The sequence below is a fragment of the Xanthomonas prunicola genome, from assembly GCF_025266575.1.
GTDB lineage: Bacteria > Pseudomonadota > Gammaproteobacteria > Xanthomonadales > Xanthomonadaceae > Xanthomonas > Xanthomonas prunicola.
Map to the genome: position 1 here is coordinate 121,606 of NZ_CP096142.1, position 21,247 is coordinate 142,852.

A 21,247-nucleotide genomic window follows, 5' to 3' on the forward strand; every position below is an offset into this window, starting at 1 on the left:
CAGGCTTGCCGCGATGAAATGAACACGCGGCTCTCGAAGTGGATCGCTGGCGAGGACGCGCGCTTGGGCATGCTTCAGAGCAAGCAGTCCGGGCCTGAAGAGCCGCTTTCACATGTGGAACAAGGCCGGATTTACCCGTGTGGCTCGTAGTACAACGTCATCGCCACTGCGACATCGCAGATCGTAGAATACCTCGCACCTGCTACGCCACTGCTTAGATATCGGCGGCGGCTGCGCATCGCAGCGGCATCGTTTGCGCGACAATAGTCATATGAGCAGCCATGACATCTCCCCCGCCGACGCCCGTGCCCGCGCCTTGCAAGGTGCCTTGCTGATCGACATCCGGCAACTGCATGAGCGCGCCAGCGGCCAGGCAGAAGGCGCCTTAGCCATCGCACAGAACGCCGTGGAAACGGAGCCGGCAGCACATTTTCCAGAGCAGACCCGCGAAATCGTACTCATCTGCCAGAGTGGCAAACGCTCGGCGCACGCGGCCGCCATCTTGCGCGCGCACGGTTATGCGCAGGTGGCGTCGGTCGCCGGTGGCACCAGCGCCTGGGCCAGCGACGGCCTGCCGTTGGTGCGCCCCACGCTGCCGCCGGACGAACAGGATTTTCTCGAGCGCTACTCGCGCCATCTGCGTCTACCGCAGGTCGGCGTGGAAGGTCAGCAGCGCTTGGCGCGTGCGCGCGTGCTGCTGGTCGGCGCAGGCGGGTTGGGCTCGCCAGCAGCGTTCTACCTTGCCGCAGCCGGTGTGGGACATCTGCGCATCGCCGACGACGATGTGGTGGACCGCAGCAATCTGCAACGCCAAATTCTGCACACCGAAGACAGCGTCGGCACTGCCAAAGTCGACTCCGCCGCGCAGCGCATCACCGCACTCAATCCGCGCGTGCACATCGACGCAGTGCAGACGCGCGTCAGCGCCGAAAATGTGGAAACCTTGCTGCAGGACGTGGATGTGGTAGTGGATGGCGCAGACAATTTTCCTGTGCGCTATTTGCTCAATGATGCCTGCGTCAAACTCGGCAAACCACTGGTCTATGGCGCGGTGCAGCAGTTCGAAGGACAGGTCAGCGTGTTCGATGCCGGCCGCAGCCGTGGCCGTGCTCCCTGCTACCGCTGCCTGTTTCCCGAACCGCCGCCACCGGAATTCGCACCCAGCTGTGCCGAGGCTGGCGTGCTTGGCGTGCTGCCCGGTGTCATCGGGTTACTGCAGGCCACCGAGGTGATCAAGTTGCTGCTCGACATCGGCGACAGCCTGACTGGCCGCCTGCTCAGCTTCGATGCCCTATCGATGCGGTTTCGCGACATCCGCTTGCGGCCGGATCCGCACTGCCCGGTGTGTGCGCCTGGCGTGGTCTTTAAGGGCTATGCGGATTACGCGGCATTCTGCGGCAGTGCGGTTGGTTGAGAACAGCTGACAGCGGCTGTGTGGTGTCAGCCGGCTGACTGATTGGCTTGCCACCGATGCAATGCGACGTGTGTTGCTGCTTTGCGCATTTCGGCGGCGTGGGCGTCGTTTGCTATCTTGCGCCGTACCCTCACCCCTCTGCCGACCGGAGAGGGGCTACAAAGCGACGCGCACTCGCTTGTCTAGGTTTTCGTTACACCACGACACAGACACCTCAAGCAACAGAAGAAACTCATCCGGCATGTGGGAGATCTCGTGCGGCACCTCGCGACGTCACGACTCATTCGCCTCCGCCCTCAACAGTGCGCGGCAGGTAGCCGAGCACAGCCTATCGATCAAACGCTCACACCGCGTAAGGAATCACCCGCACAATCTCGCCGGCGTCGAAACGCCGCGCCTGCTCTGGCAGCACGATCAAGGCATTGCTGTCGGCCGCACCACGCAATAGATGCGACGCGTCGCCGCGGTGCGGTAGCGCGGTCAGCCGCCCGTCTTCGCCGCACTCCAACCGTCCACGCAGGAATTCCAGGCGTTCGTGGCGCTTTTCCCAGGGGCTTGCCAACGCGGCATGCCAGACCGGGCGCGCTTCGCTGCGCCCCTGCAATGCATCCAGCAATGGCACGCCGTAGGCAATCAGCGTTGCCAGCACCGAGACCGGGTTGCCCGGCAGACCCAGCACCAGGCAGCGGCCGATCTGCCCCAGCACTGCCGGCATGCCCGGGCGCATGCGCACGCGCCAGAAGTGGATGCGGCCCAGTTCGCCGATCAACCGCGGCAGATAATCCTTTTCGCCGGCAGAGACGCCGCCGCAGGTAATCACCACATCGAACGCAGCGGCCGCATCTTCCAGCATGGTGCGAATGCGCTGCGGGTCGTCCGGCAAGGTCGGCCAGGCGGTTGGCGCATAGCCCAGCGCACGCAGTTGCGCCATCAGCATGTCGCGGTTGCTGTTGTAGATCTGTCCCGGCCCAAGCGGCATGCCCGGCTCGATCAATTCATCGCCGGTAGCCAGCACCGCAATGGTCGGGCGTGGCGCAACCGCAAGGCGTGATACACCTAGCGCAGCAGCCAGACCGATACGCGCCGGCGTCAGCACCTGCCCGGTCTGTATCACCAGATCGCCGGCACGCACGTCGCTACCGGCCAGGCGTACGGCAGCGCCCGCTGAAGGCGCGGTTCGAAACCGTACGCTGCCGTCGCGCTCGTCGGCGTCCTCCTTTGGAATCACAGTGTCGGCACCATCGGGCAGCGGCGCACCTGTGGTAATGCGCAGGCATTGCCCGGCGCTCAGCGTGCCAGCCCAACGCTCGCCGGCAAACTGTTCTCCAACCAGCTGCAACGCCGCATCGCCGTCAGCAACATCGGCGTGCCTTAGCGCAAAGCCATCCATTGCGCTGTTGGCAAATGGCGGCAGTGCCAGCGGTGCAATCAGATCGCCGGCACAGACCCGCCCATCGGCACGCGAGGTGGCGATGTTTTCATCCGGCGAACGGTTGCTGGCAGCGACAGCGCGCAGAATCTGCAACGCCTGCGCGTAAGGAATGCGGGAAGGATAGTCAGTCATGGCGCGCAGGATACCAGTGCGCCGCCAGCGCGAAGGATGCCGGCATCACTCGGCCGCCAAAGCAGGAGATGGGCTTTGAGAACGCACTGCGCCGCGAGCGAATTTCGATTGCGCATGAGCGTGCGGCCACCCGTGCCCAAGAACGAAGGCATGCACGCGCAGCAACTGCCTGGAGTGTCGATCAAACACTCAGGAGGATGCCCAGAACGTTCAGAACCCCGACTATAAGCAACCAATTACAACGCGCAGCCCAACCGATCTCAGCCCCTGCCACACCACCTGACCATCACGCTCAGGCGGCCTGCGCGCAATTACTTCCCTTTGACGTGCCGCATCAGGCGCCGCTTGCGGGCCACCTGCCGATCGGAGAGCGGATTCTTCTTGCCCTCGTAAGGGTTTGCGCCTTCGCGGAAGATGAAACGTACCGGCGTGCCGACCAGCTTGAAACGCTTGCGGAAGAAGTTTTCCAAATAGCGCTTATAAGACTCCGGCAACACCTTCAGACGCGTGCCATGCACGATGAAGGTCGGCGGATTCGCCCCGCCCGGATGCACATAGCGCAGTTTGGAGACATGGCCGCGAATGCTCGGTGGCGGGTTGGTCTCATAGGCGATTTCCAGCGCTTGGTTCACTTCGCTGGTGCTGAATTCGTGCGTCGCCGATGCATGCGCACGGTGAATCGCCTGGAACAGCTCGCGCATGCCCGAACCATGCAATGCAGAAATCCGCACCGCCTCGGCCCAGCTGACGAAGCCCAGCTTGCGCGAGAGCAGATCTTCGGCCTGCGCCCGCTGATAGTCGCTCTGCCCATCCCACTTGTTGATCGCAACGACCAACGCGCGGCCGGCGTCCAAGATCGCGCCGAGAATCGTCGCATCCTGATCGGTCACGCCTTCGGTAGCGTCCAGCATCAAGACCGCGACCTGGCATTGCTCGATCGCCTGCAGCGTCTTGAACGCACTGAATTTCTCGACCGCCTCTTCCACCTTGCCGCGACGGCGCAAGCCGGCGGTATCGATCAGGCGGTACTGACGGCCATCGCGCTCCAGGTCCACTGCGATCGAATCACGCGTGGTGCCCGGGACTTCCGATGCGATCATGCGTTCTTCGCCCAGCAGGCGATTGACCAGCGTCGACTTGCCCACATTCGGACGGCCGACAAAGGCGATACGCACGCGTGCCGGGTCGTTGTCCAGCAATTCGCCGGAACCTTCTTCCGGCAGCCGTGCAGCCACCTCTTCGAGCAATTCATCAATGCCCTGCCGGTGCGCAGCAGATAGCGCCACCACGTCGGAGAAGCCGTAGCGCGCAAATTCCGAGCGCACGGTTTCTTCGTCGGTGCCATCGATCTTGTTGATCACCAACACGGTCGGCCGCGCCAGTTTGCGCAACCAGGCCAGGATTTCGTCATCGAGCGACGATGCGCCTTCGCGGCCATCGACCACGAACAGCACCAGATCGGCTTCGCCGGCGGCGGCACGTGCCTGGCGCGCAGTGGCGCCGGCAAGGCCTTCCTCGTCGCCGGCAATACCGCCGGTATCGACGACGATAAAGGGTTGCTGCTCGTCGAGACGGCAGACCCCGTAGTTACGGTCGCGGGTAACGCCGGGCTGGTCGTGGACCAACGCGTCGCGGGTGCGCGTCAGCGCATTGAAGATGGTGGACTTGCCGACATTGGGCCGTCCAACCAGGGCGACCAGGGGCAGCATCGCAAGGTCCTTATTGTGCCAACCGGAAGGCGGTGAGATCGCCGTCGGTGTTTTGTACCAGCAAGATGCCATCAACGACCTGCGGCTGCGCCAGCAGCGTGTCGCGTCCAGCGCGCGCGCGCGCGGCCAACGCACCGTCGCTGAGTTTCAGCCAGTGCAGGTAGCCCTTGTAATCGCCGACCACGGCGTAATCACCCTGGATGGCCACGCCGGTCAGCGAACGACGTGCCAAGGCAGCCTGCGACCACATCGCCGCACCGCTGCTCTTGTCCAGACCCCACACAGAACCCGCGTTGTCCGATACAACCACGACGGCCGACGACACACCGACGCCGCCGGCGCCACCGTGATCGCGCGTCCACAGCGGGCGTCCGCTCGGGCCTTCCAGTGCGAGAGTTTCGTTCTTGAAGCTGGTTGCATACAGCGTGGTGCCATCCAACACAGGCGCGCCGTCGACGTCGGACATGCGCTCCAGCTCGGTACGACCTTCCGGCACGCCGATGGCCTGCTCCCACAGCGGGCGACCGTCCTGTAGCGCCAGCGCACTCAAGGTTCCACTGTCGTTGCCCACGAACACCACGCCCGGGCCAGTAACGATCGGCGCGTTACCGCGCACCGACAAGGTCGGACCTTCTTCGGCATGGAACCAGCGACGCTCGCCGCTAGCCGCATCGAACGCGGTCACGCGACCGTCGTTGCTGCGCACCAGGACCAAATTCTGCGCGATGGCCGGCGCGGCGATGACTTCATTGGGTACCTTGGCACGCCACTTTTCAGTGCCGTCAGCCTGGTTCAACGCGATCACATCGCCGGACAGGCTACCGATGACCACCAAGCCTTCGCCGACCCCGGGACCGCCGGACAGGCGCTGCTTGAACTTGCGGTCGTTGCGTTCTTCTTTCTTGGGCTTGTATTCCCACACGCGCTTGCCGGTCTGCAGGTCCAGTGCCTGCACGCCACCGGTAATCGCCGCTGCATACACCTTGCCATCGGCCACGGCCGGGCGCTGACGTACGCCGATATGCCCTTCACCCTTGCCAACGCCGGTGGACCAGATCTTCTCGACCTTGACCGACGGCTCGAACTTCACCAGCTCGGCAGGTTCCTGCGCCTTCTTGGCAGCAGCGTCCTTCCCGGCAAACCAACCCTTGACGGTGCTGCAGCCAGCCAGCGACAGACCCATCACGGCAATCAACGCAACGCGCTTATACATATCAACCTGCTTCATCAAATCTGCTCCGCCGGATCGGGCACTTTGCCGCCCACATCCATCAGCTTGGTTTCCAGCAACCGGCGCTGCGGCGAAGCCACATCCACCGTGGTCAGGGCCTTGGTATACAACGCACGCGCTTCATCCGGCTTGCCCTGCGCCACCAACGCGTCGGCGCGGATCTCCAGGCTGGCGTGGTCCTGCGCATCGGCCAGCAGCTTGATCGCTTCGTCCGGCTTGCCGCTTTCGGTCAGCACGCGCGCCAGGCGCTGCTGCACGATCTGCTTGAGCTCGCCTTCGGCCGGCACCTCACGCAATGTCTTGATTGCTTCAGCGTTCTTGCCGGCATCGACTTGCGCCTTGGCCAGGCGTAGCGCTGCCAGTTCGGCGTAAATGCCACCCTTGCCGTCGTCCAGCGCCACGATGTCCTTGGCTGCCTTGTCCAGGTCTTTGGCCTGGATCGACTTGACCACCGCCTCGTAGCGGGTATTGGCCTCGACCAACTCGGTGTTGGTGTGCTTCTGCCACCACTGCCAACCCAGGATCAGAGCCAGTCCAACCAGGACGCCGCCCACCAGACCCGCGCCATTGTTTCTCAACCAGGAACGAACGCGTTCGCCTTGTTCGTGTTCGTCCAGCAGATCGTCGATCGCCATGCGTACTCTCGCTCCGTCATCCCGGAGGCGCGGAACATCAAAAGGAATAAATGAAAAACCGCAGTCCGCTTCACTCGGAAGCAGGTACCACGGAGCCGTCGGAGGATACCGCAAAACGGGCAACGTTAGCGCGCTGGAACGGTTTCACATCGACAATACTGCCGCCTTGCTGAACCTGTACCGCCGACGCATTGCCGAGCACGATGCGACCCACCTGACCCGGCGAATACGTGCGACGTTCGCCGGCACGTACCAGTGCCTTTTCGACCGCAGTGCCGTCCGGCGCCAGGATCTGCACCCAACTGTCGCCGCTGAAATTCAACGACAAATTGCCGCCCGGGGCAGCTGCCGCAGCAGGCACCTGGGCGTCGGCGGCGGCACGTGGCACCGGGGTCATCGATGCGATATACGGCGCGGGCTGCTCACGCGGCACAGGAGCCGGCTGCGTTGCACGAGTGCCGGGCGCAGCGGACTTCGCAGCCTCCGGCATGCTGTCCAACGACACCGTGCTTGGCGCCTTGCCATCCAGATGCGAGCGCGTCGCATACCAGACCGGCACCGCGAACACACCAGTAATGACCACGTACATGGCCTTACGCGCGGTACTTTCGAGAATGCGCCGCGCACGTGGCGTATGCGTGTGACTGACCAGCTTGACCGGTTCGATCGGCGCGATGGTCGCCTGCTGCATGAGCGGCTCCAGGTCGACCTGCAGCAAGCGCGCATAGCTGCGCAGTTGCCCGCGCACGAACACGGGCGCGCCCAGACGCTGCCAGTCCTCCTGCTCCAACGAACGCACCACATGCGACGGCATGCGTAGCTTGCCGGCCACCTCGTCCACGCTCAGACCTGCCGCCTCGCGCGCTTCGCGCAAATGCTGTCCGCAGCCCTTTTCCTGCTCGAAAAGGTTCGGGTTGGAATCACTGATCACAATGCATTGGCCCCGGGAGTAGCGGTCGCTGCGTCAGGGAATTCCTTGACCAACCGCTGTTGGTAACGGCCGGCAGCTACCTTGTCGCCTAGCCCTTGCTCAATCTGAATGGCGAGTTGTAACACGGAAGCAGTTGCCGGTGCAGCCGAAAGACGTCGTTCGATAAAAGCGCGGGCTTCGAAATAATTGCGACGCCCCGCTTCCAGGCGCGCCATTGATTCGAGCGCATACGGATTATCCGGATCTAGATCGAGCGCTTTGCGCAGATCACCCGCAGCTCGTTCGGGCTGCCCCGCCTTGATCGCGCACCCGCCAGCATTTCCCAGTGCAGACGCGGGAGACGCGTACGTGCGATCAGCCAATGCACGATCGAACCAGGTCAACGCCTCAGCTGGCGCCCCATTGGCACACAACCAGGCGCCGTAGTTGTTCAGCACGTCGCCGCGCTGCGGCGCGAGTTCCGCAGCGCGCCGGTACGACGCACCAGCAGCTGCTGTCTCGCCCTTGGCACCCTGAATCAGCGCCAGCAAGCCGATGGCATCCACCGATTGCGCGTCTTTTTTCAGGGCAGCACGCACCTGTTCTTCGGCGCTGGCGTAATCGCCGGTCTGCAGACGATTACGGGCGAGGCCGAGTTTCTCCTGCACCGCCAGACGGCTCTTGGTCTCAGAGCTATCGCGGAATGAATACACCGGCGAGACCTCTTCCACGGTCTTGACCGACCCTGCCTTGGCATTACGCCCACCGCAGCCGACCGCACACAGGGCGATCGCCACAGCCGCCATTAACGCGAGTTCACGCTGCCGCATCTCGATCGCCCTGCCCTTCCAATGTGCGGCGGAACTCCGCCTGGCGACGGGTACGGTCCATGACCTGCCCCTTGAGCTGCCCGCATGCGGCGTCGATGTCGTCGCCACGGGTGCGGCGAACCATCGTCAGCACCTGCGCATCGAGCAGGATTTTCTGGAACGCGCGAATTTCCGTCTCGCCCGAACGCTCATAGCGCGTGCCCGGGAACGGATTGAACGGAATCAGATTGACCTTGCCGGCGTCCTTGGACTGCACCGCATTATCGAACTGACGCATCAGTCTCGCCAGCTGGCGCGCATGCTCCGGCTGGTCGTTGATGCCCTTCATCAAGGTGTATTCGAACGTCACCGAGTCGCGTTTCTTGCTGCCGCGCAGATAACGCGCGCACGACTCCATCAACTCGGCGATCGGGTACTTCTTGTTCAACGGCACCAGGCTTTCGCGCAACGCGTCGTTGGCCGCATGTAACGACACGGCCAGCGAGACGTCGCTTTCGGTGGAGAGCCGGTCGATCATCGGCACCAGGCCGGAGGTCGACAACGTCACCCGCTTGCTGGCCAGGCCGTAGCCCAGATCGTCGCGCATCACACTCATCGCGCGCACGACATTGTCGAAATTCATCAACGGCTCGCCCATGCCCATCATCACCACATTGGTGAGGCGGCGCTGCTGGTGCGGCACGTTACCCAGATGGCGCGCAGCGACCCAGACCTGCCCGATGATTTCGGCAGTGGTGAGGTTGCGGTTGAAGCCCTGGGTGGCGGTTGAGCAAAAGGTGCAGTTCAAGCCGCAGCCGACCTGGGAGGACACGCACAGCGTGCCGCGGCCCTTGTCGGGGATATACACGGTTTCGATGGCGTTCTTGCCGTCGGCGCCCATGGCCAGTAGCCATTTGTGGGTGCCGTCGGTCGAAGGCTTGTCGAATACGACATTCGGGACGAGGACCTCGGCGTGCTGGTGCAACTTCGCCCGCAGTGCCTTGCCGAGGTCGGTCATCTGGTCGAAATCGGTGACGTAGCGATGGTGAATCCACTTCATCACCTGATGGGCACGGTAACGCGCCTCGCCGAGCGTGTCGGCGAAGAAGCGCTCCAGACCCTCGCGATCGAGGTCGAGCAGGTTCTGCTTGCACGGTTCCGAAGTGCGGACGGGAATGTCCTGCAACACGGAGGGGATCACGACCTCATTCACGATTCGACTCTCTCGGCCTCAGCGCGAGACCACTTCGGTGACAGCAAAGAAATACGCGACTTCGTTGGCAGCGTTCTCGACCGAATCCGAGCCGTGAGCGGCATTGGCATCGATCGAATCGGCGAAGTCGGCGCGGATGGTGCCCGGCGCAGCGTCCTTGGGATTGGTCGCGCCCAGCAGGTCACGGTGTGCAGCAACGGCGTTCTCGCCTTCCAGCGCCTGAATCATCACCGGGCCGGAGATCATGAACTCGACCAGCGCGTTGAAGAACGGACGCTCACGGTGCACGGCGTAGAAGCCTTCGGCTTCGCGGCGCGACAGCTGCTTGTACTTGGCGGCCACGACTTTCAGGCCGGCCTTCTCGAAGCGGCTATAGATTTCGCCGATGACGTTCTTGGCGACGGCATCGGGCTTGATGATGGACAGGGTGCGCTCCAGCGCCATTGGGAATTCTCCGTTGGGCGGGCCACTGAAGGCCCGAGGTTATCATGAAAAAAACCCGCGTCAAAACGCGGGCTTAGGCTTCTTTGCGATGGTCAATTCTATCCCGTCGCAGATCCGTTTGCACACCGCCCCCTGAATCGTGCTGCATTGCGACATGACCTGCCGGCAATTGAGCCCGTAGACTCAAACAATCGTTTGATTGAGCCTTGTCCCTGCGCATGCCCAAGCCCGCCCACTTCTCCACGAAAGACCGCATTCTCGGTGCGGCCGAGGAGCTGTTCGCCCAGCACGGGTTCGCCGGCACCTCGCTGCGCCAGCTCACCACCCAGGCCGACGTCAACATCGCGGCGGTCAATTACCACTTCGGCTCCAAGGAAAACCTGGTCAACGAGGTGTTTCGCCGGCGCATGGACGAGATGACCACGGCGCGATTGCAGCAGCTGGAAGCGGCGAAGAAGTCGCAGCCCGGCGAGCTCACGGCTGTGCTCGCAGCTTTCGTCGAGCCGGCGCTGGCAATGGCGCAGGACCGCCAGAACGGCGGCGCCTTCGTACGTGTGATCGCACGCGCCTATGCCGAAAAGAACGACAACTTGCGCAAGTTCCTATCCGACCACTACGGCCATGTCTTGCGCGAATTCGGCAAGGCCATCGCCGGCTGCGTACCGGGCCTGAGCAAGGAAGAGCTGTATTGGCGCCTGGACTTCCTCGCCGGTGCGCTGACCTATGCCATGGCCGATTTCGGTCTCATCAAGCGTCCGCCGGGCGTCAGCGAGGCCGACCACCGTGCGCGCGCCGCGCGCGAACTCATTCGTTTCGCCGAACCCGGTTTCCGTGCTCATTCCACACCGTAAACGTTCCACAAGAGGCTTATCGCTATGTCCAATCCGTTGCTAGTCCGTCGTGCCGCCGTGCTCGGTGCCGGCGTCATGGGCGCGCAGATCGCCGCGCACCTCACCAATGCCGGTGTCGACACCGTGCTGTTCGACCTGCCTGCCAAGGAAGGTCCCGCCGACGGCATCGTGCTCAAGGCGATTGTCAATCTCGGCAAGCTCAGCCCCGCACCGCTCGCCAGCAAGGCACTCGCCGATGCGATCACACCGGCCAACTACGAGAGCGGCCTGGAACAGCTGCGCGACTGCGACCTGATCATCGAGGCGATCGCCGAGCGGATGGACTGGAAGCAGGACCTGTACAAGAAGATCGCGCCGTTCGTGTCCGAGCATGCGGTGCTGGCGTCCAACACGTCCGGCCTTGGCATCAACAAGCTCTCCGACGTACTGCCGGAGCAATTGCGCCATCGCTTCTGCGGCGTGCATTTCTTCAACCCCCCGCGCTACATGCACCTGGCCGAGCTGATCCCGGCCAAGGGCACCGACAAGGCCGTGCTCGAAGGTCTCGAAGCCTTCCTGGTGACCACGCTCGGCAAGGGCGTGGTGTACGCCAAGGACACGCCCAACTTCATCGGCAACCGCATCGGCGTGTTCTCGATCCTGTCTACCATCCATCACACTCAGGAATTCGGACTGGGGTTCGATGAAGTGGACGGCCTGACCGGCCCACTGGTCGGGCGCCCGAAGTCGGCGACCTACCGTACCTCCGACGTGGTGGGCCTGGACACCATGGCGCACGTGATCAAGACCATGGGCGACACCCTGCCGGACGACCCGTGGCACCAGTATTTCAAGTCGCCCAAGTGGCTGGATGCGCTGATCGCCAAGGGTGCGCTGGGCCAGAAGGTCGGCGCCGGCATCTTCCGCAAGGTGGGCAAGGACATCGTGGTGCTGGATCTGGAAAAGCAGGATTACCGCGCCGCCGATCGCACTGCCGCACCCGAGGTGGTCGAGATCCTCAAGATCAAGACCCCGGCCGAAAAGTTCGCCAAGCTACGCGAAAGCCAGCACCCGCAGGCGCAGTTCCTGTGGGCCACGTTCCGCGACCTGTTCCACTACAGCGCCTATCACCTGGCCGATATCGCCGAGACCGCGCGCGATGTGGACCTGGCGATCCGCTGGGGCTACGGCTGGTCGCTCGGCCCGTTCGAAACCTGGCAGGCCGCCGGCTGGAAGCAGGTGGCGCAGTGGATTGCCGAAGATATCTCCAACGGCAAGAGCATGAGCAGCGCGCCGTTGCCGAACTGGGTGTTCGACGGCCGCGATGGCGTGCATGCGGCCGAAGGCTCGTACAGCCCGGCGCGCGACGCCAAGCTGGCGCGCTCGGCGCTGCCGGTGTACAAGCGCCAGCGCTTCCCCGATCCGCTGCTGGGCGAGCAGTTCTCGCCGGGCGAAACGGTGTTCGAAAACGACGGCGTGCGCATGTGGCATGACGGCGACGACATCGCCGTGGTCAGCTTCAAGACCAAGATGAACACCGTGTCCGACCACGTGCTCAACGGGTTGCAGGAAGTCGTCGGACGCGCCGAGAAGGACTTCGCCGGCCTGGTGATCTGGCAGCAGAAGGAGCCTTTCTCCGCCGGTGCCGATCTGGCCGGCGCGCTGGGTCTGCTGCAGGCCGGCAAGGTGGACGCGTTCGAAGCGCTGGTCGCCAACTTCCAGGCCACCAGCCAGCGCATCAAGTATGCGCAGGTGCCGGTGATTTCGGCCGTGCGCGGCCTGGCGCTGGGCGGCGGTTGCGAGTTCCAGATGCATAGCGCCAAGACCGTGGCCTCGCTGGAAAGCTATATCGGCCTGGTCGAAGCCGGCGTCGGTCTGCTGCCGGCCGGTGGCGGCCTGAAGGAGATCGCGGCGCGGGCCTCGGTGGCTGCAGGTCCGGGCGGCGATGTGTTCGCCGAACTGAAGAAGACCTTCGAAACCGTCGCGATGGCCAAGGTCTCCAACTCGGCAGTCAACGCCCAGGAGCTGGGTCTGCTGCGCACCACCGACAAGATCGTCTTCAACAGCTACGAGGCACTGCACATCGCCAAGGCCGAAGCGCGTGCGCTGGCCGAAGGCGGCTACCGCGCCCCGCTGCCGGCACGCCGCATCCAGGTCGCCGGCGACGTCGGCATCGCCACCTTCAAGATGCTGCTGGTCAACATGCTGGAAGGCCGCTTCATCAGCGAATACGACTACGAAATCGCCACCCGCATCGCCACGGTCGTCTGCGGCGGCGAAGTCGATCGCGGCGCGCTGGTGGACGAAGAATGGCTGCTCAAGCTCGAGCGCAAGCACTTCGTCGAACTGGCCCAGCAGGAAAAGACCCAGGCGCGGATCGGGCACATGCTCAAGACGGGTAAGCCACTCAGGAACTGAGAATCGGAAGTGGAGAATCGGGAATGGGTAAAAGCCCAACCGACTCCCCGCTTCTCCCATTTATTCTGCCGGGCGATGAAGATGGCGAACTCAGGCGAATCCGCAGTTGCGATTCCCGATTCCCCATTCTCGATTCCCGGCTACCGGAGATAGCCATGAGCAAGCAGATTCAAGAAGCCTACATCGTCGCCGCCACCCGTACGCCGGTCGGCAAGGCGCCGAAGGGCGTGTTCCGCAATACCCGTCCCGACGACATGCTGGCGCACGTGTTGCGCGCAGTGGTCGCGCAGGCGCCGGGCATCGATCTGTCGCGGATCGACGATGCCATCATCGGCTGCGCGATGCCCGAGGGCGAGCAAGGCATGAACGTGGCGCGCATTGGCGTGCTGCTCGCCGGCCTGCCCAACAGCGTGGCCGGCCAGACCGTCAATCGTTTCTGTTCGTCCGGCATCCAGGCCGTGGCGATGGCCGCCGACCAGATCCGTCTGGGCAATGCCGACCTGATGCTGGCCGGCGGTACCGAGTCGATGTCGATGGTGCCGATGATGGGCAACAAGGTTGCGATGTCGCCCAACGTGTTCGCCGACGACCATGTGGCCATTGCCTACGGCATGGGTATTACCGCCGAGAAGGTCGCAGAAGAGTGGAAGGTGTCGCGCGAGGATCAGGATGCCTTCGCACTGGCCTCGCACCAGAAGGCGATCGCCGCCATTGCCGCCGGCGAGTTCCGCGACGAGATCACCCCGTACGAAATCCACTCGCATCAACCCGACCTGGCCGGCAATGTGATCGCGCTGCGCAAGCGCCTGGTCGATACCGACGAAGGCCCGCGTCCGGACAGCTCGCTTGAAGGCCTGGCCAAGCTGCGCCCGGTGTTCCGCAACGGCCAGTTCGGTGGCAGCGTCACCGCCGGCAACTCCTCGCAGATGAGCGACGGCGCCGGTGCGGTGCTGCTGGCCTCCGAGCAGGCGATCAAGGATTACGGGCTGACCCCGCTGGCGCGCTTTGTCAGCTTCTCGGTGGCCGGCGTGCGTCCGGAGGTGATGGGGATCGGCCCGATCGCGGCGATTCCCAAGGCGCTCAAGCAGGCCGGCCTGACCAAGGACCAGATCGACTGGATCGAGCTCAACGAAGCCTTCGCCGCGCAGGCCTTGGCGGTCATCCGCGACAGCGAGCTGGATCCGTCCAAGGTCAACCCGCTGGGTGGCGCCATCGCACTCGGCCACCCACTCGGCGCGACCGGCGCGATCCGTGCCGCCACCCTGGTGCATGGCCTGCGCCGTCGTCAACAAAAGTACGGCATGGTCACCATGTGCATCGGCACCGGCATGGGCGCGGCGGGCATCATCGAAGCGCTGTAGGCACGGGTTTGACGAGATCGGCCAAAGTGTCGATCTCGCGAACGCGATCAGCAGCGACCGAAGGCGTGCGCAAGCACGCCTTCTTTATGCCCAACTGCAACCCATCGTCGGCGGGAGGTGCGCTGCGAGCGGAATCGCTTGCACCAGTCCACATCTGCGGTGGGTGCGCCGCTTGCACCTTGCTGCGCTCTTTTTAGCGACCGCAGCGCTCGGCTGCATCATGGGAACCGCCGCGCCAGCAATGCTGCACAGTCCGTGATAACCGCCGCACGCAATGCGCAGCCCGGAAGCCTTCGCCGGCAACCTTCAGCACCTAAACAAAGGCCAATGCCTAGCGCGCCACCAGCCACTGGCCTGTCCGCGCACCCGCAAACACCAGCACCAGCCCGGCCACCAGCGTCACTGCCAGATACACGCCGATCATCGTGGACCGATCGGTGCGCGAAAACACCAGGCATTCCATCATCAGCGACGAGAACGTGGTCAGTCCGCCGATCACGCCGACGATCAACAAGGCCCGCAGCGGCCAGCTCGATGGCCCGCGCGCATCCAGCCAGACCAGCAACACACCCGCGACGAATGAACCGACCAGGTTGACCGTCAGCGTTCCCCACGGAAAACCGGTACCGAAGCGCTGGACCAACGATGCACCAATCGCGAAACGCAGGCCGGAACCCAGCGCGCCGCCCGTCATCGCCAGCAGCAGCTGTTGCCACCACACCGGTGCGTTCATGCGTGTACCCCGGTATCGGGGAGAGTCTTCGAAGAAATAGCGTGCGACATCGGCGTCATCCATCCTGAGTCAAGAAGCGATGCCGGGGCACGGACCTGCCGCCCCGGCGGGGGTGGCAGGCATCATCAGCGCGCAGAGTGCGTGCGGTTCAAGGAGGAGTGCCATCTCCTGTGCGGGCGATTATGCCGTGGGCTTGCCGGCCTTGTCAGCCCGTGCCTGCGCGCGTGCCTCGCGCAGCCGATCCAGCTTTTCTTTCAGCTTGATCTCCATCCCGCGCGGCACCGGGTTGTAGTACACGCGCTCGCCCATCGCATCCGGGAAGCCGGTCTGATCCAGCGCGATGCCGCCCTCGGCATCATGATCGTACTGATAGTCCTGGCCGTAACCCAGCGTCTTCATCAGCTTGGTCGGCGCATTGCGTAGATGCAGCGGCACCTCTTGCGTGCCGCTGGCACGCACTTCGGCCTTGGCCTGATTGAACGCCGCATAGCCAGCGTTGGATTTGGCGGTGCTGGCCAGGTACAGCACCAGCTGCGCGAAGGCCAGCTCGCCTTCCGGACTGCCGAGACGCTCGTAGATGTCCCAGGCCTCCAGCGCCATGCTCTGCGCGCGCGGATCGGCCAAGCCAATATCCTCGATCGCCATGCGGGTCAGCCGCCGCGCCAGATACGCCGGGTCGCAGCCACCATCGAGCATGCGCGTCAACCAGTAAAGCGCTGCATCCGGGTTGGAACTGCGTACGGATTTATGCAACGCCGAAATCTGGTCGTAGAACTGCTCGCCGTTCTTGTCGAAGCGGCGCGTGCGGTCGGCCAGCACCTGAAGCAGCGTTCGCGGTGTGATCTCGCCGCCCTCGCCCGTCGCCAGTTCCGCAGCAATTTCCAATAGCGTCAGTGCCCGGCGTACATCGCCGTCGGCGGCGCTGGCGATTTCCAGCAGCGATGCTTCACTGACCTGGATCGTCTCCTGGCCCAAGCCGCGCTCGGCATCGTGCAAGGCCCGTTGCAAGACTTCGACGATGTCCTGCGGCGACACGCCTTCCAGCACATGCACGCGGCAGCGCGACAGCAACGCAGAGTTCAATTCGAAGGATGGATTCTCGGTGGTCGCACCGACGAACAGGATGGTGCCGCGCTCGATATGCGGCAAAAAGGCATCTTGCTGCGCCTTGTTGAAGCGATGCACCTCGTCGACGAACAGCACGGTGCGGCGGCCGCTGGCGAACCGCTGCGCGGCCTCGGCCAGCACCTGGCGCACATCGGGCAATCCGGACAACACCGCAGAAATCGCCTTGAATTCGGCGTCCGCGTAGTGCGCCAGCAGCAAGGCGAGCGTGGTCTTGCCGCAGCCCGGCGGGCCCCACAGGATCATCGAATGCACGCGCCCGGATTCAACCGCGCGCCGCAAGGCGCTATCGGGCGCAAGCAAGCGTTTCTGCCCGACCATCTCGTCCAGGGTACGTGGGCGCATGCGCTCTGCTAACGGCCCCATGGCGCTGCGATCAACATGCAGCAGATCCGGCGTGATCGAGTCGGGACGTTTGGCTTTGCTCACCTCTTTATTCTACCGCCTCTGTCGGCGGGACGTTCCACAATGCGGTGTTCGGCCATCGCTGGCAGAAATGCTGGGGTTCTCTTTCCAAGCGACCACTTCGCGCAGGTGCAATGCCTAAAACGCGCAGCGCAATAATGTTACTAAGTAACGAGTGACCACATGCAATCGCTTGCCGGCACCCCGCACCGGCCGCCAGCTGCGCCAGCGCAAGCGGCACGTTCAGCGTACGGATCCCACCATGCCCCGCATTCCGCTTCGTCCCTCTGTCATCGCCGCTTGCCTTCCGGGGCTGGCCGAGACCATCTCGCATCCATCCAAACCTTCAGCGAAGCGGCAGACGCATAACAAATTGGCGACCCCCGACCCACGCGCGTTCGAGGCGGAACTGATCCAGGCACAGGAAGATCCGCTGGGTTGGTCAGAGACGCTGTGTGAGCAAGCCAGACAGGCAAGCGTCGTCGAGCCCGGATTGAAAGCCGCTCCCAAACGCAAACACGCTCTCCCGCGGTCCTGCAGGAAGGCCGCAGAGCGATTGGGCCTCAGCAGTGGTGCGCCAGAACCGCACGCGCGCCTGCTGCGCTATTCCTCGTTGCAGTACGAGCGTGACAGACCAGCCGATCCATCGGATCGCAGCGCCAATGTCGCCCTTGATCCGCACGCATCCCCGCTGCTGGCGAATGCCACCCAGGATCTCAATGGAGCGCTGATAGCACGCCTTGAGCAATCCAACCACGACCTGGCCGCAGGGATCTCCCGGCGTCGCCAAGCCGAATTGAAGTACGCGCATACACAAACGCTACACGCTGCACGCGAGCAGTTGGCATTGAGAGCCCGGCGCGCCGCCAATCTCAGCGACAGCATCAATGTACTGACGCGTGAACGCGCCGAACTGCTGCAGCAGCTGCAAGCATGCAATGTGCGAGCTGATGCAGTGTCGGCCGCGATACACGATCTCGAGTCGAACATCGTCTCCGCGCGCGCCGCATTGAACGCGTTACCAGGCGTTCGGCAATCGCGCGCTGTCGTAGCGCGCGCGGCGCCATCCTCGGCCAACGCGCATCAGGGCGAGGATCCCTCACACCTGCAGCGCGTCTGCACTCGGCTCGAACACGCAGTGCAGGATGCGCGCGCGCGCGGCGATGCGCTGGCCAAAACGGTGTTTTTCCGCCGCGGCTCGGCACAGGCAGCACAAGCAGAGCAAGCACTTGCGGATACTAATGCGGAGATCGATCAATTACGGAGCGCCTATGCACAAGCGCGCGATGCGTTGCGGTCAGATCCAGCAAGCAGCTCTGCCAACAGGCCGGCGTCCCGCACGCTTGCGTCGGAACTCGCTGCAGAGCAAGACCGAGAAATCGAGGCACTGCGCACACGACTTGGGTACGACGAGAAGATGCTGACCCTGCAACGCACGCATGCCGAGCGCTGCCGGCGGAATACGCGGCGCCTACAGGCGCGCCTAGCCCAGGTCGACGCAAAACTGGAGCAGGCGCGGCATTCGTCGCGAATCAACACCGAGGCGTTGTGGCAGCAGGAACAGACGGTCAGCGTGCTGGAAGCAGCGGACGGCGACATGCAGCGCGTAGTGGAACATGCAGCCGCGCAGCTGCCGGTAGATGAGGCCCGGCCCGCAGCTTCCGATATCGTCGCCGACACCATGCAGACACTGCTCGATGTCCTTCCCGGCTTTCGCGAGGAAACGCTCGACCCCGTGAGTCGACAGGTTCTGCGCGTCTGGGCTGATGGCCTGCATGGTCGCAGCGCTGCGTTCGGGACCGAGGCCCTGCAGCCGGTCGACGCGTTGCGCATCGCCCTGCAGGCCTTATCGATCGCCAGCGGGGGCGATGCCACGGCGGCGGCCAACGCACTGCAACGTCTGAGCGTCTTGCAGATGCGTGAGCTGATTCCGCCGCCGCAGGTCTCCATCGCTGCCGAGGCGGTACCGCCGATGGAGACCGTCACCGCCTGCGTCGGCCTGCTGGCGAGCGTGCCGCGCGGCATGCAGGTGCTTTCGCACATGCTGCGCGAAGAACCCACGCCTGCCTCCAGGGAATGGTTGGAGGCGGCGCAGGTCCATCTGCGTGCCAGCCACCGGCTTGCACTGACGCCGGACGCAGAACAGGCTGAACGCACCTGGCTGGGCGATGCGCAAATGGGAGCGCGCCATGCCGTGCACGGCGCTTCGCCGCTGCAGGGCCTGCAGTCTGCAACCGCTGCCCAGCGCGGCGCATTTCATGCGTTCCGCAATGGCTACGAAACCACCCGGGCAGGTTCACCCTATGCGCGCGTCAACGCATGCCTGCAGATGTTTGCGCAATGGGCGGTAGCAGGCAGCAGAAGGCGGGGCAATAGCGACCTCAACCCCTTCAACGCGCTCGCACTGGGAATGAAGGTCGGCGCCTCCGAAGCGCTTCCCACCGCTGTGCGGCGTGCCAACGATGCTTTTCGCGAGGCGGCCGGCCACTTGACCAGCTGGCTCGTCGCGCGCCGCCAGATCCAGCTGGCGGGCGGGCGAATGCCGTCGCAGGACGAGCTGGCGATGCAGGCGCTGTCGGAATACGCGCACTGGCTACCACACGAGCAGAACGCGACCGACCTGACCTTCACTGCCAAGGTATTGGGCACGATCGAGCGGCGCGCCCAGGAGCTTCAGCGCTCGGTGGCTGCCTCCGCGAGCGAGAGCGACGATCTGCAGCCGGCGGCGTGCCATCCGGCGATCGCGTCCGCCTGGGTTGCATTACGCACAGGCCGCATGCGTCTGCCGGAAACGCTGCGCCTGATCCAACGCGGCCTGCTTGACCACGCCGGACAGCCGACCGACATGCCGATCGGTGCAGCGCCCTTGGATGAAGAACTGGCGTCGGTCGCACGCAACCACTTTCATCAGGCCGTTGGTCATGCCAGCCGCTTTCTGCATGAGGGCGACACGTCCCGCGTCAAGTCGCCCCGCGCGCTATTCGAATGCCTGCGCAACCTGATGGAACGGCTGGAATGGCGCGACAAGCTGCGTATTACCGAACAACGTGTGATCGGACTCAATACGACGCCGCTATCGGCCGCGCTTGCGATCATCCCCAGCGGCCTGGGACTGAAACTCTCCGCGGGCGGTCAGACCAGTTCCGATCGCTCGGTGGAGATTTACATGGGGCGGACCGGGCTGTCGCTGCAGATCGGGCGGCAGAAGGCGCGGCAGTTCAACGCCAGTACGGGCATTAGCGCGGGCGTGCTGCTGCCGGGCACCGAACACGCACCGGTGGGTATCACGGGCGCAGCCGAGTGGCGCATGAAAAAGGAATCGGGCATCGAGCATGGCGTGCAGATCCGCGTACCACGGCGGGGCAAGGGCCAGGAGCTGGAGCAGCGCGCGCAATTCCTGGCCATGTTTGAACATCTGCTGCAGCTCGCCGAGCAATCCGGCGGCGATGCAGGCCAGCCGACCGAGCGCGACTTTCTGGGGGAGCTACTGGCGTATCACCCCAGCATCACCGTTGGCTTGATCGGCCATGCCGAGCGCAACGCTTCGGCCACCGAGTCCAGCCTCAGCGTCGCTGCGGGCGTACGCGTGGGAAACATGGATGGCAGACCGCGTCGGGCCACCCTGGGGGCTTCGCTCGGCTTAAAAGCGCGGCGGGAAACCTCCCGTTCGCAGACGCCGATCGAAGGCTACATGACGATGGTGCTGAAGGATTCGAGCGCGCAATCCAGGGTAGAGATCGCAGGCCGCGCATCGGCCAGTGTCGTCGCTCAGCAGTGGACGCACCCAAGCATTGGCAATGCGCCGCCCACGCCAGTGGCGCGGCTGTCCATGGCCACGCTCGATCTCGGCTATAGCAGAGAACTGCATTCGGCCGGCAGCAATACGTTCTCCACCTTGTGGATGTTCAACAACGAAATCGACCCTGTGCGCACGGATCGTGGCTTCGAATTCTTCGACTTCGCCTCATTCGAACGCGAAGTGAAACGCAACTGGCAGTTATGGACGCACTATGGAATCTCCAAACTGCAAGGCAAGGTCGACGACCAGCGGGTCTACATGGTGGCCGAGCGCCAATTGCAGGACTTCGTCGACCGGGTCCGCCTCCATATGCAAGACAACAAGTTCGCCTCGATGATCGTCGACTGGGTGTTACAGGCAGAGGCTGCACCGCGTCTGGACGCATTGCGCGCGCAGGCCCAGCTATTACGGGTCGCCGGATGCGAAGCGCAAGCAGTGGAAGCAGATCGCGCCTTCGATGACCTGATCAGCCACCCAGGCATCTGGGAACCGACCATCCTGATCCTGCGCGAAAAGGGCAAACGCCAGCGCGAGCGTGGCATCGACTTCTTCGTCAAACGCCAGACCAACCAAGCGGCGGAGGCGATGCGGACGGTCGGTCAATGGATCCCGTACGAGCCAGTCCCCTAGCACTGCAGGCGTGGCCC

15 protein-coding genes and 1 riboswitch are annotated in these 21,247 nt (G+C 64.0%); of the genes, 5 read left to right on the top strand and 10 right to left on the bottom strand.

Translation table 11 applies throughout. The annotated features are described in order from the left end of the window. Window positions 1-253: 253 nt before the first annotated feature. Window positions 254-1,414, top strand: a complete 1,161-nt coding sequence (gene moeB, locus M0D43_RS00260; protein ID WP_260807644.1) for a molybdopterin-synthase adenylyltransferase MoeB — start codon at window positions 254-256, stop codon at window positions 1,412-1,414. Window positions 1,415-1,757: 343 nt separating this feature from the next. On the opposite strand, the gene M0D43_RS00265 is transcribed toward moeB, so the two are convergent. From M0D43_RS00265 to ndk, 8 genes are all read right to left on the bottom strand, one after another. After that, complete coding sequence (locus M0D43_RS00265) at window positions 1,758-2,978, bottom strand: molybdopterin molybdotransferase MoeA (protein ID WP_260807646.1); 1,221 nt, start codon at window positions 2,976-2,978, stop codon at window positions 1,758-1,760. 311 nt (window positions 2,979-3,289) lie between these two features. Next, window positions 3,290-4,687, bottom strand: a complete 1,398-nt coding sequence (gene der, locus M0D43_RS00270) for a ribosome biogenesis GTPase Der (protein ID WP_010373532.1) — start codon at window positions 4,685-4,687, stop codon at window positions 3,290-3,292. Window positions 4,688-4,697: 10 nt separating this feature from the next. Further along, window positions 4,698-5,915 carry an outer membrane protein assembly factor BamB gene (bamB, locus tag M0D43_RS00275; RefSeq protein WP_260807647.1) on the bottom strand — a complete coding sequence of 406 codons (1,218 nt, stop codon included), beginning with the start codon at window positions 5,913-5,915 and terminating at the stop codon, window positions 4,698-4,700. After that, window positions 5,915-6,553, bottom strand: a complete 639-nt coding sequence (locus tag M0D43_RS00280) for a YfgM family protein (RefSeq protein ID WP_252163098.1) — start codon at window positions 6,551-6,553, stop codon at window positions 5,915-5,917. Before M0D43_RS00280 ends, bamB begins: the two co-directional genes overlap by 1 nt. Window positions 6,554-6,623: 70 nt before the next feature. Then, complete coding sequence (locus tag M0D43_RS00285) at window positions 6,624-7,484, bottom strand: helix-turn-helix domain-containing protein (RefSeq protein ID WP_252163099.1); 861 nt, start codon at window positions 7,482-7,484, stop codon at window positions 6,624-6,626. Next, window positions 7,481-8,269 carry a type IV pilus biogenesis/stability protein PilW gene (pilW, locus tag M0D43_RS00290; RefSeq protein ID WP_252165159.1) on the bottom strand — a complete coding sequence of 263 codons (789 nt, stop codon included), beginning with the start codon at window positions 8,267-8,269 and terminating at the stop codon, window positions 7,481-7,483. The genes M0D43_RS00285 and pilW overlap by 4 nt, the downstream gene beginning before the upstream one ends. Before the next feature lie 10 nt (window positions 8,270-8,279). Then, entirely contained in the window at window positions 8,280-9,485 is a 1,206-nt protein-coding gene (gene rlmN, locus M0D43_RS00295; protein WP_425510628.1) for a dual-specificity RNA methyltransferase RlmN, read from the bottom strand. Window positions 9,486-9,503: 18 nt separating this feature from the next. Next, entirely contained in the window at window positions 9,504-9,929 is a 426-nt protein-coding gene (gene ndk / locus M0D43_RS00300; RefSeq protein ID WP_065467769.1) for a nucleoside-diphosphate kinase, read from the bottom strand. Between the two features lie 218 nt (window positions 9,930-10,147). Here ndk and M0D43_RS00305 point away from each other — a divergent pair, with 218 nt between their 5' ends. The 3 genes from M0D43_RS00305 to M0D43_RS00315 all read left to right on the top strand — a co-directional run bounded on the left by M0D43_RS00305 (window position 10,148) and on the right by M0D43_RS00315 (window position 14,538). After that, window positions 10,148-10,780, top strand: a complete 633-nt coding sequence (locus M0D43_RS00305) for a TetR/AcrR family transcriptional regulator (RefSeq protein ID WP_101364082.1) — start codon at window positions 10,148-10,150, stop codon at window positions 10,778-10,780. A gap of 24 nt (window positions 10,781-10,804) precedes the next feature. Next, entirely contained in the window at window positions 10,805-13,177 is a 2,373-nt protein-coding gene (locus M0D43_RS00310; protein ID WP_260807648.1) for a 3-hydroxyacyl-CoA dehydrogenase/enoyl-CoA hydratase family protein, read from the top strand. A 155-nt stretch (window positions 13,178-13,332) separates the two neighbouring features. Next, window positions 13,333-14,538 (top strand): acetyl-CoA C-acyltransferase, encoded by a 1,206-nt coding sequence (locus M0D43_RS00315; RefSeq protein ID WP_252163100.1) that lies wholly within the window; start codon window positions 13,333-13,335, stop codon window positions 14,536-14,538. A 331-nt stretch (window positions 14,539-14,869) separates the two neighbouring features. Here M0D43_RS00315 and crcB read toward each other — a convergent pair whose 3' ends face one another. Together crcB and M0D43_RS00325 are read right to left on the bottom strand one after the other, a co-directional pair. Then, window positions 14,870-15,271 (bottom strand): fluoride efflux transporter CrcB, encoded by a 402-nt coding sequence (crcB, locus tag M0D43_RS00320; RefSeq protein WP_101364085.1) that lies wholly within the window; start codon window positions 15,269-15,271, stop codon window positions 14,870-14,872. 109 nt (window positions 15,272-15,380) lie between these two features. Further along, window positions 15,381-15,449, bottom strand: a riboswitch (Fluoride riboswitch). A gap of 2 nt (window positions 15,450-15,451) precedes the next feature. Then, entirely contained in the window at window positions 15,452-16,825 is a 1,374-nt protein-coding gene (locus M0D43_RS00325; protein WP_260807649.1) for a replication-associated recombination protein A, read from the bottom strand. A gap of 238 nt (window positions 16,826-17,063) precedes the next feature. On the opposite strand from M0D43_RS00325, the gene xopZ reads away from it, so the two are divergent. Continuing rightward, window positions 17,064-21,230: a XopZ family type III secretion system effector gene (gene xopZ, locus M0D43_RS00330; protein WP_260807650.1), complete on the top strand. Its 4,167-nt coding sequence runs from the start codon at window positions 17,064-17,066 to the stop codon at window positions 21,228-21,230. The last annotated feature ends 17 nt before the right edge of the window (window positions 21,231-21,247 follow it).

What these genes read in the sequence shown, in the direction of transcription:
- xopZ (WP_260807650.1), top strand. Translation starts at nt 17,064, where the DNA reads ATGCCCCGCATTCCGCTTCGTCCCTCTGTCATCGCCGCTTGCCTTCCG.
- ndk (WP_065467769.1), bottom strand. Translation starts at nt 9,929, where the DNA reads ATGGCGCTGGAGCGCACCCTGTCCATCATCAAGCCCGATGCCGTCGCC.
- M0D43_RS00305 (WP_101364082.1), top strand. Translation starts at nt 10,148, where the DNA reads ATGCCCAAGCCCGCCCACTTCTCCACGAAAGACCGCATTCTCGGTGCG.
- M0D43_RS00280 (WP_252163098.1), bottom strand. Translation starts at nt 6,553, where the DNA reads ATGGCGATCGACGATCTGCTGGACGAACACGAACAAGGCGAACGCGTT.
- M0D43_RS00265 (WP_260807646.1), bottom strand. Translation starts at nt 2,978, where the DNA reads ATGACTGACTATCCTTCCCGCATTCCTTACGCGCAGGCGTTGCAGATT.
- M0D43_RS00315 (WP_252163100.1), top strand. Translation starts at nt 13,333, where the DNA reads ATGAGCAAGCAGATTCAAGAAGCCTACATCGTCGCCGCCACCCGTACG.
- M0D43_RS00310 (WP_260807648.1), top strand. Translation starts at nt 10,805, where the DNA reads ATGTCCAATCCGTTGCTAGTCCGTCGTGCCGCCGTGCTCGGTGCCGGC.
- der (WP_010373532.1), bottom strand. Translation starts at nt 4,687, where the DNA reads ATGCTGCCCCTGGTCGCCCTGGTTGGACGGCCCAATGTCGGCAAGTCC.
- pilW (WP_252165159.1), bottom strand. Translation starts at nt 8,269, where the DNA reads ATGGCGGCTGTGGCGATCGCCCTGTGTGCGGTCGGCTGCGGTGGGCGT.
- bamB (WP_260807647.1), bottom strand. Translation starts at nt 5,915, where the DNA reads ATGAAGCAGGTTGATATGTATAAGCGCGTTGCGTTGATTGCCGTGATG.
- crcB (WP_101364085.1), bottom strand. Translation starts at nt 15,271, where the DNA reads ATGAACGCACCGGTGTGGTGGCAACAGCTGCTGCTGGCGATGACGGGC.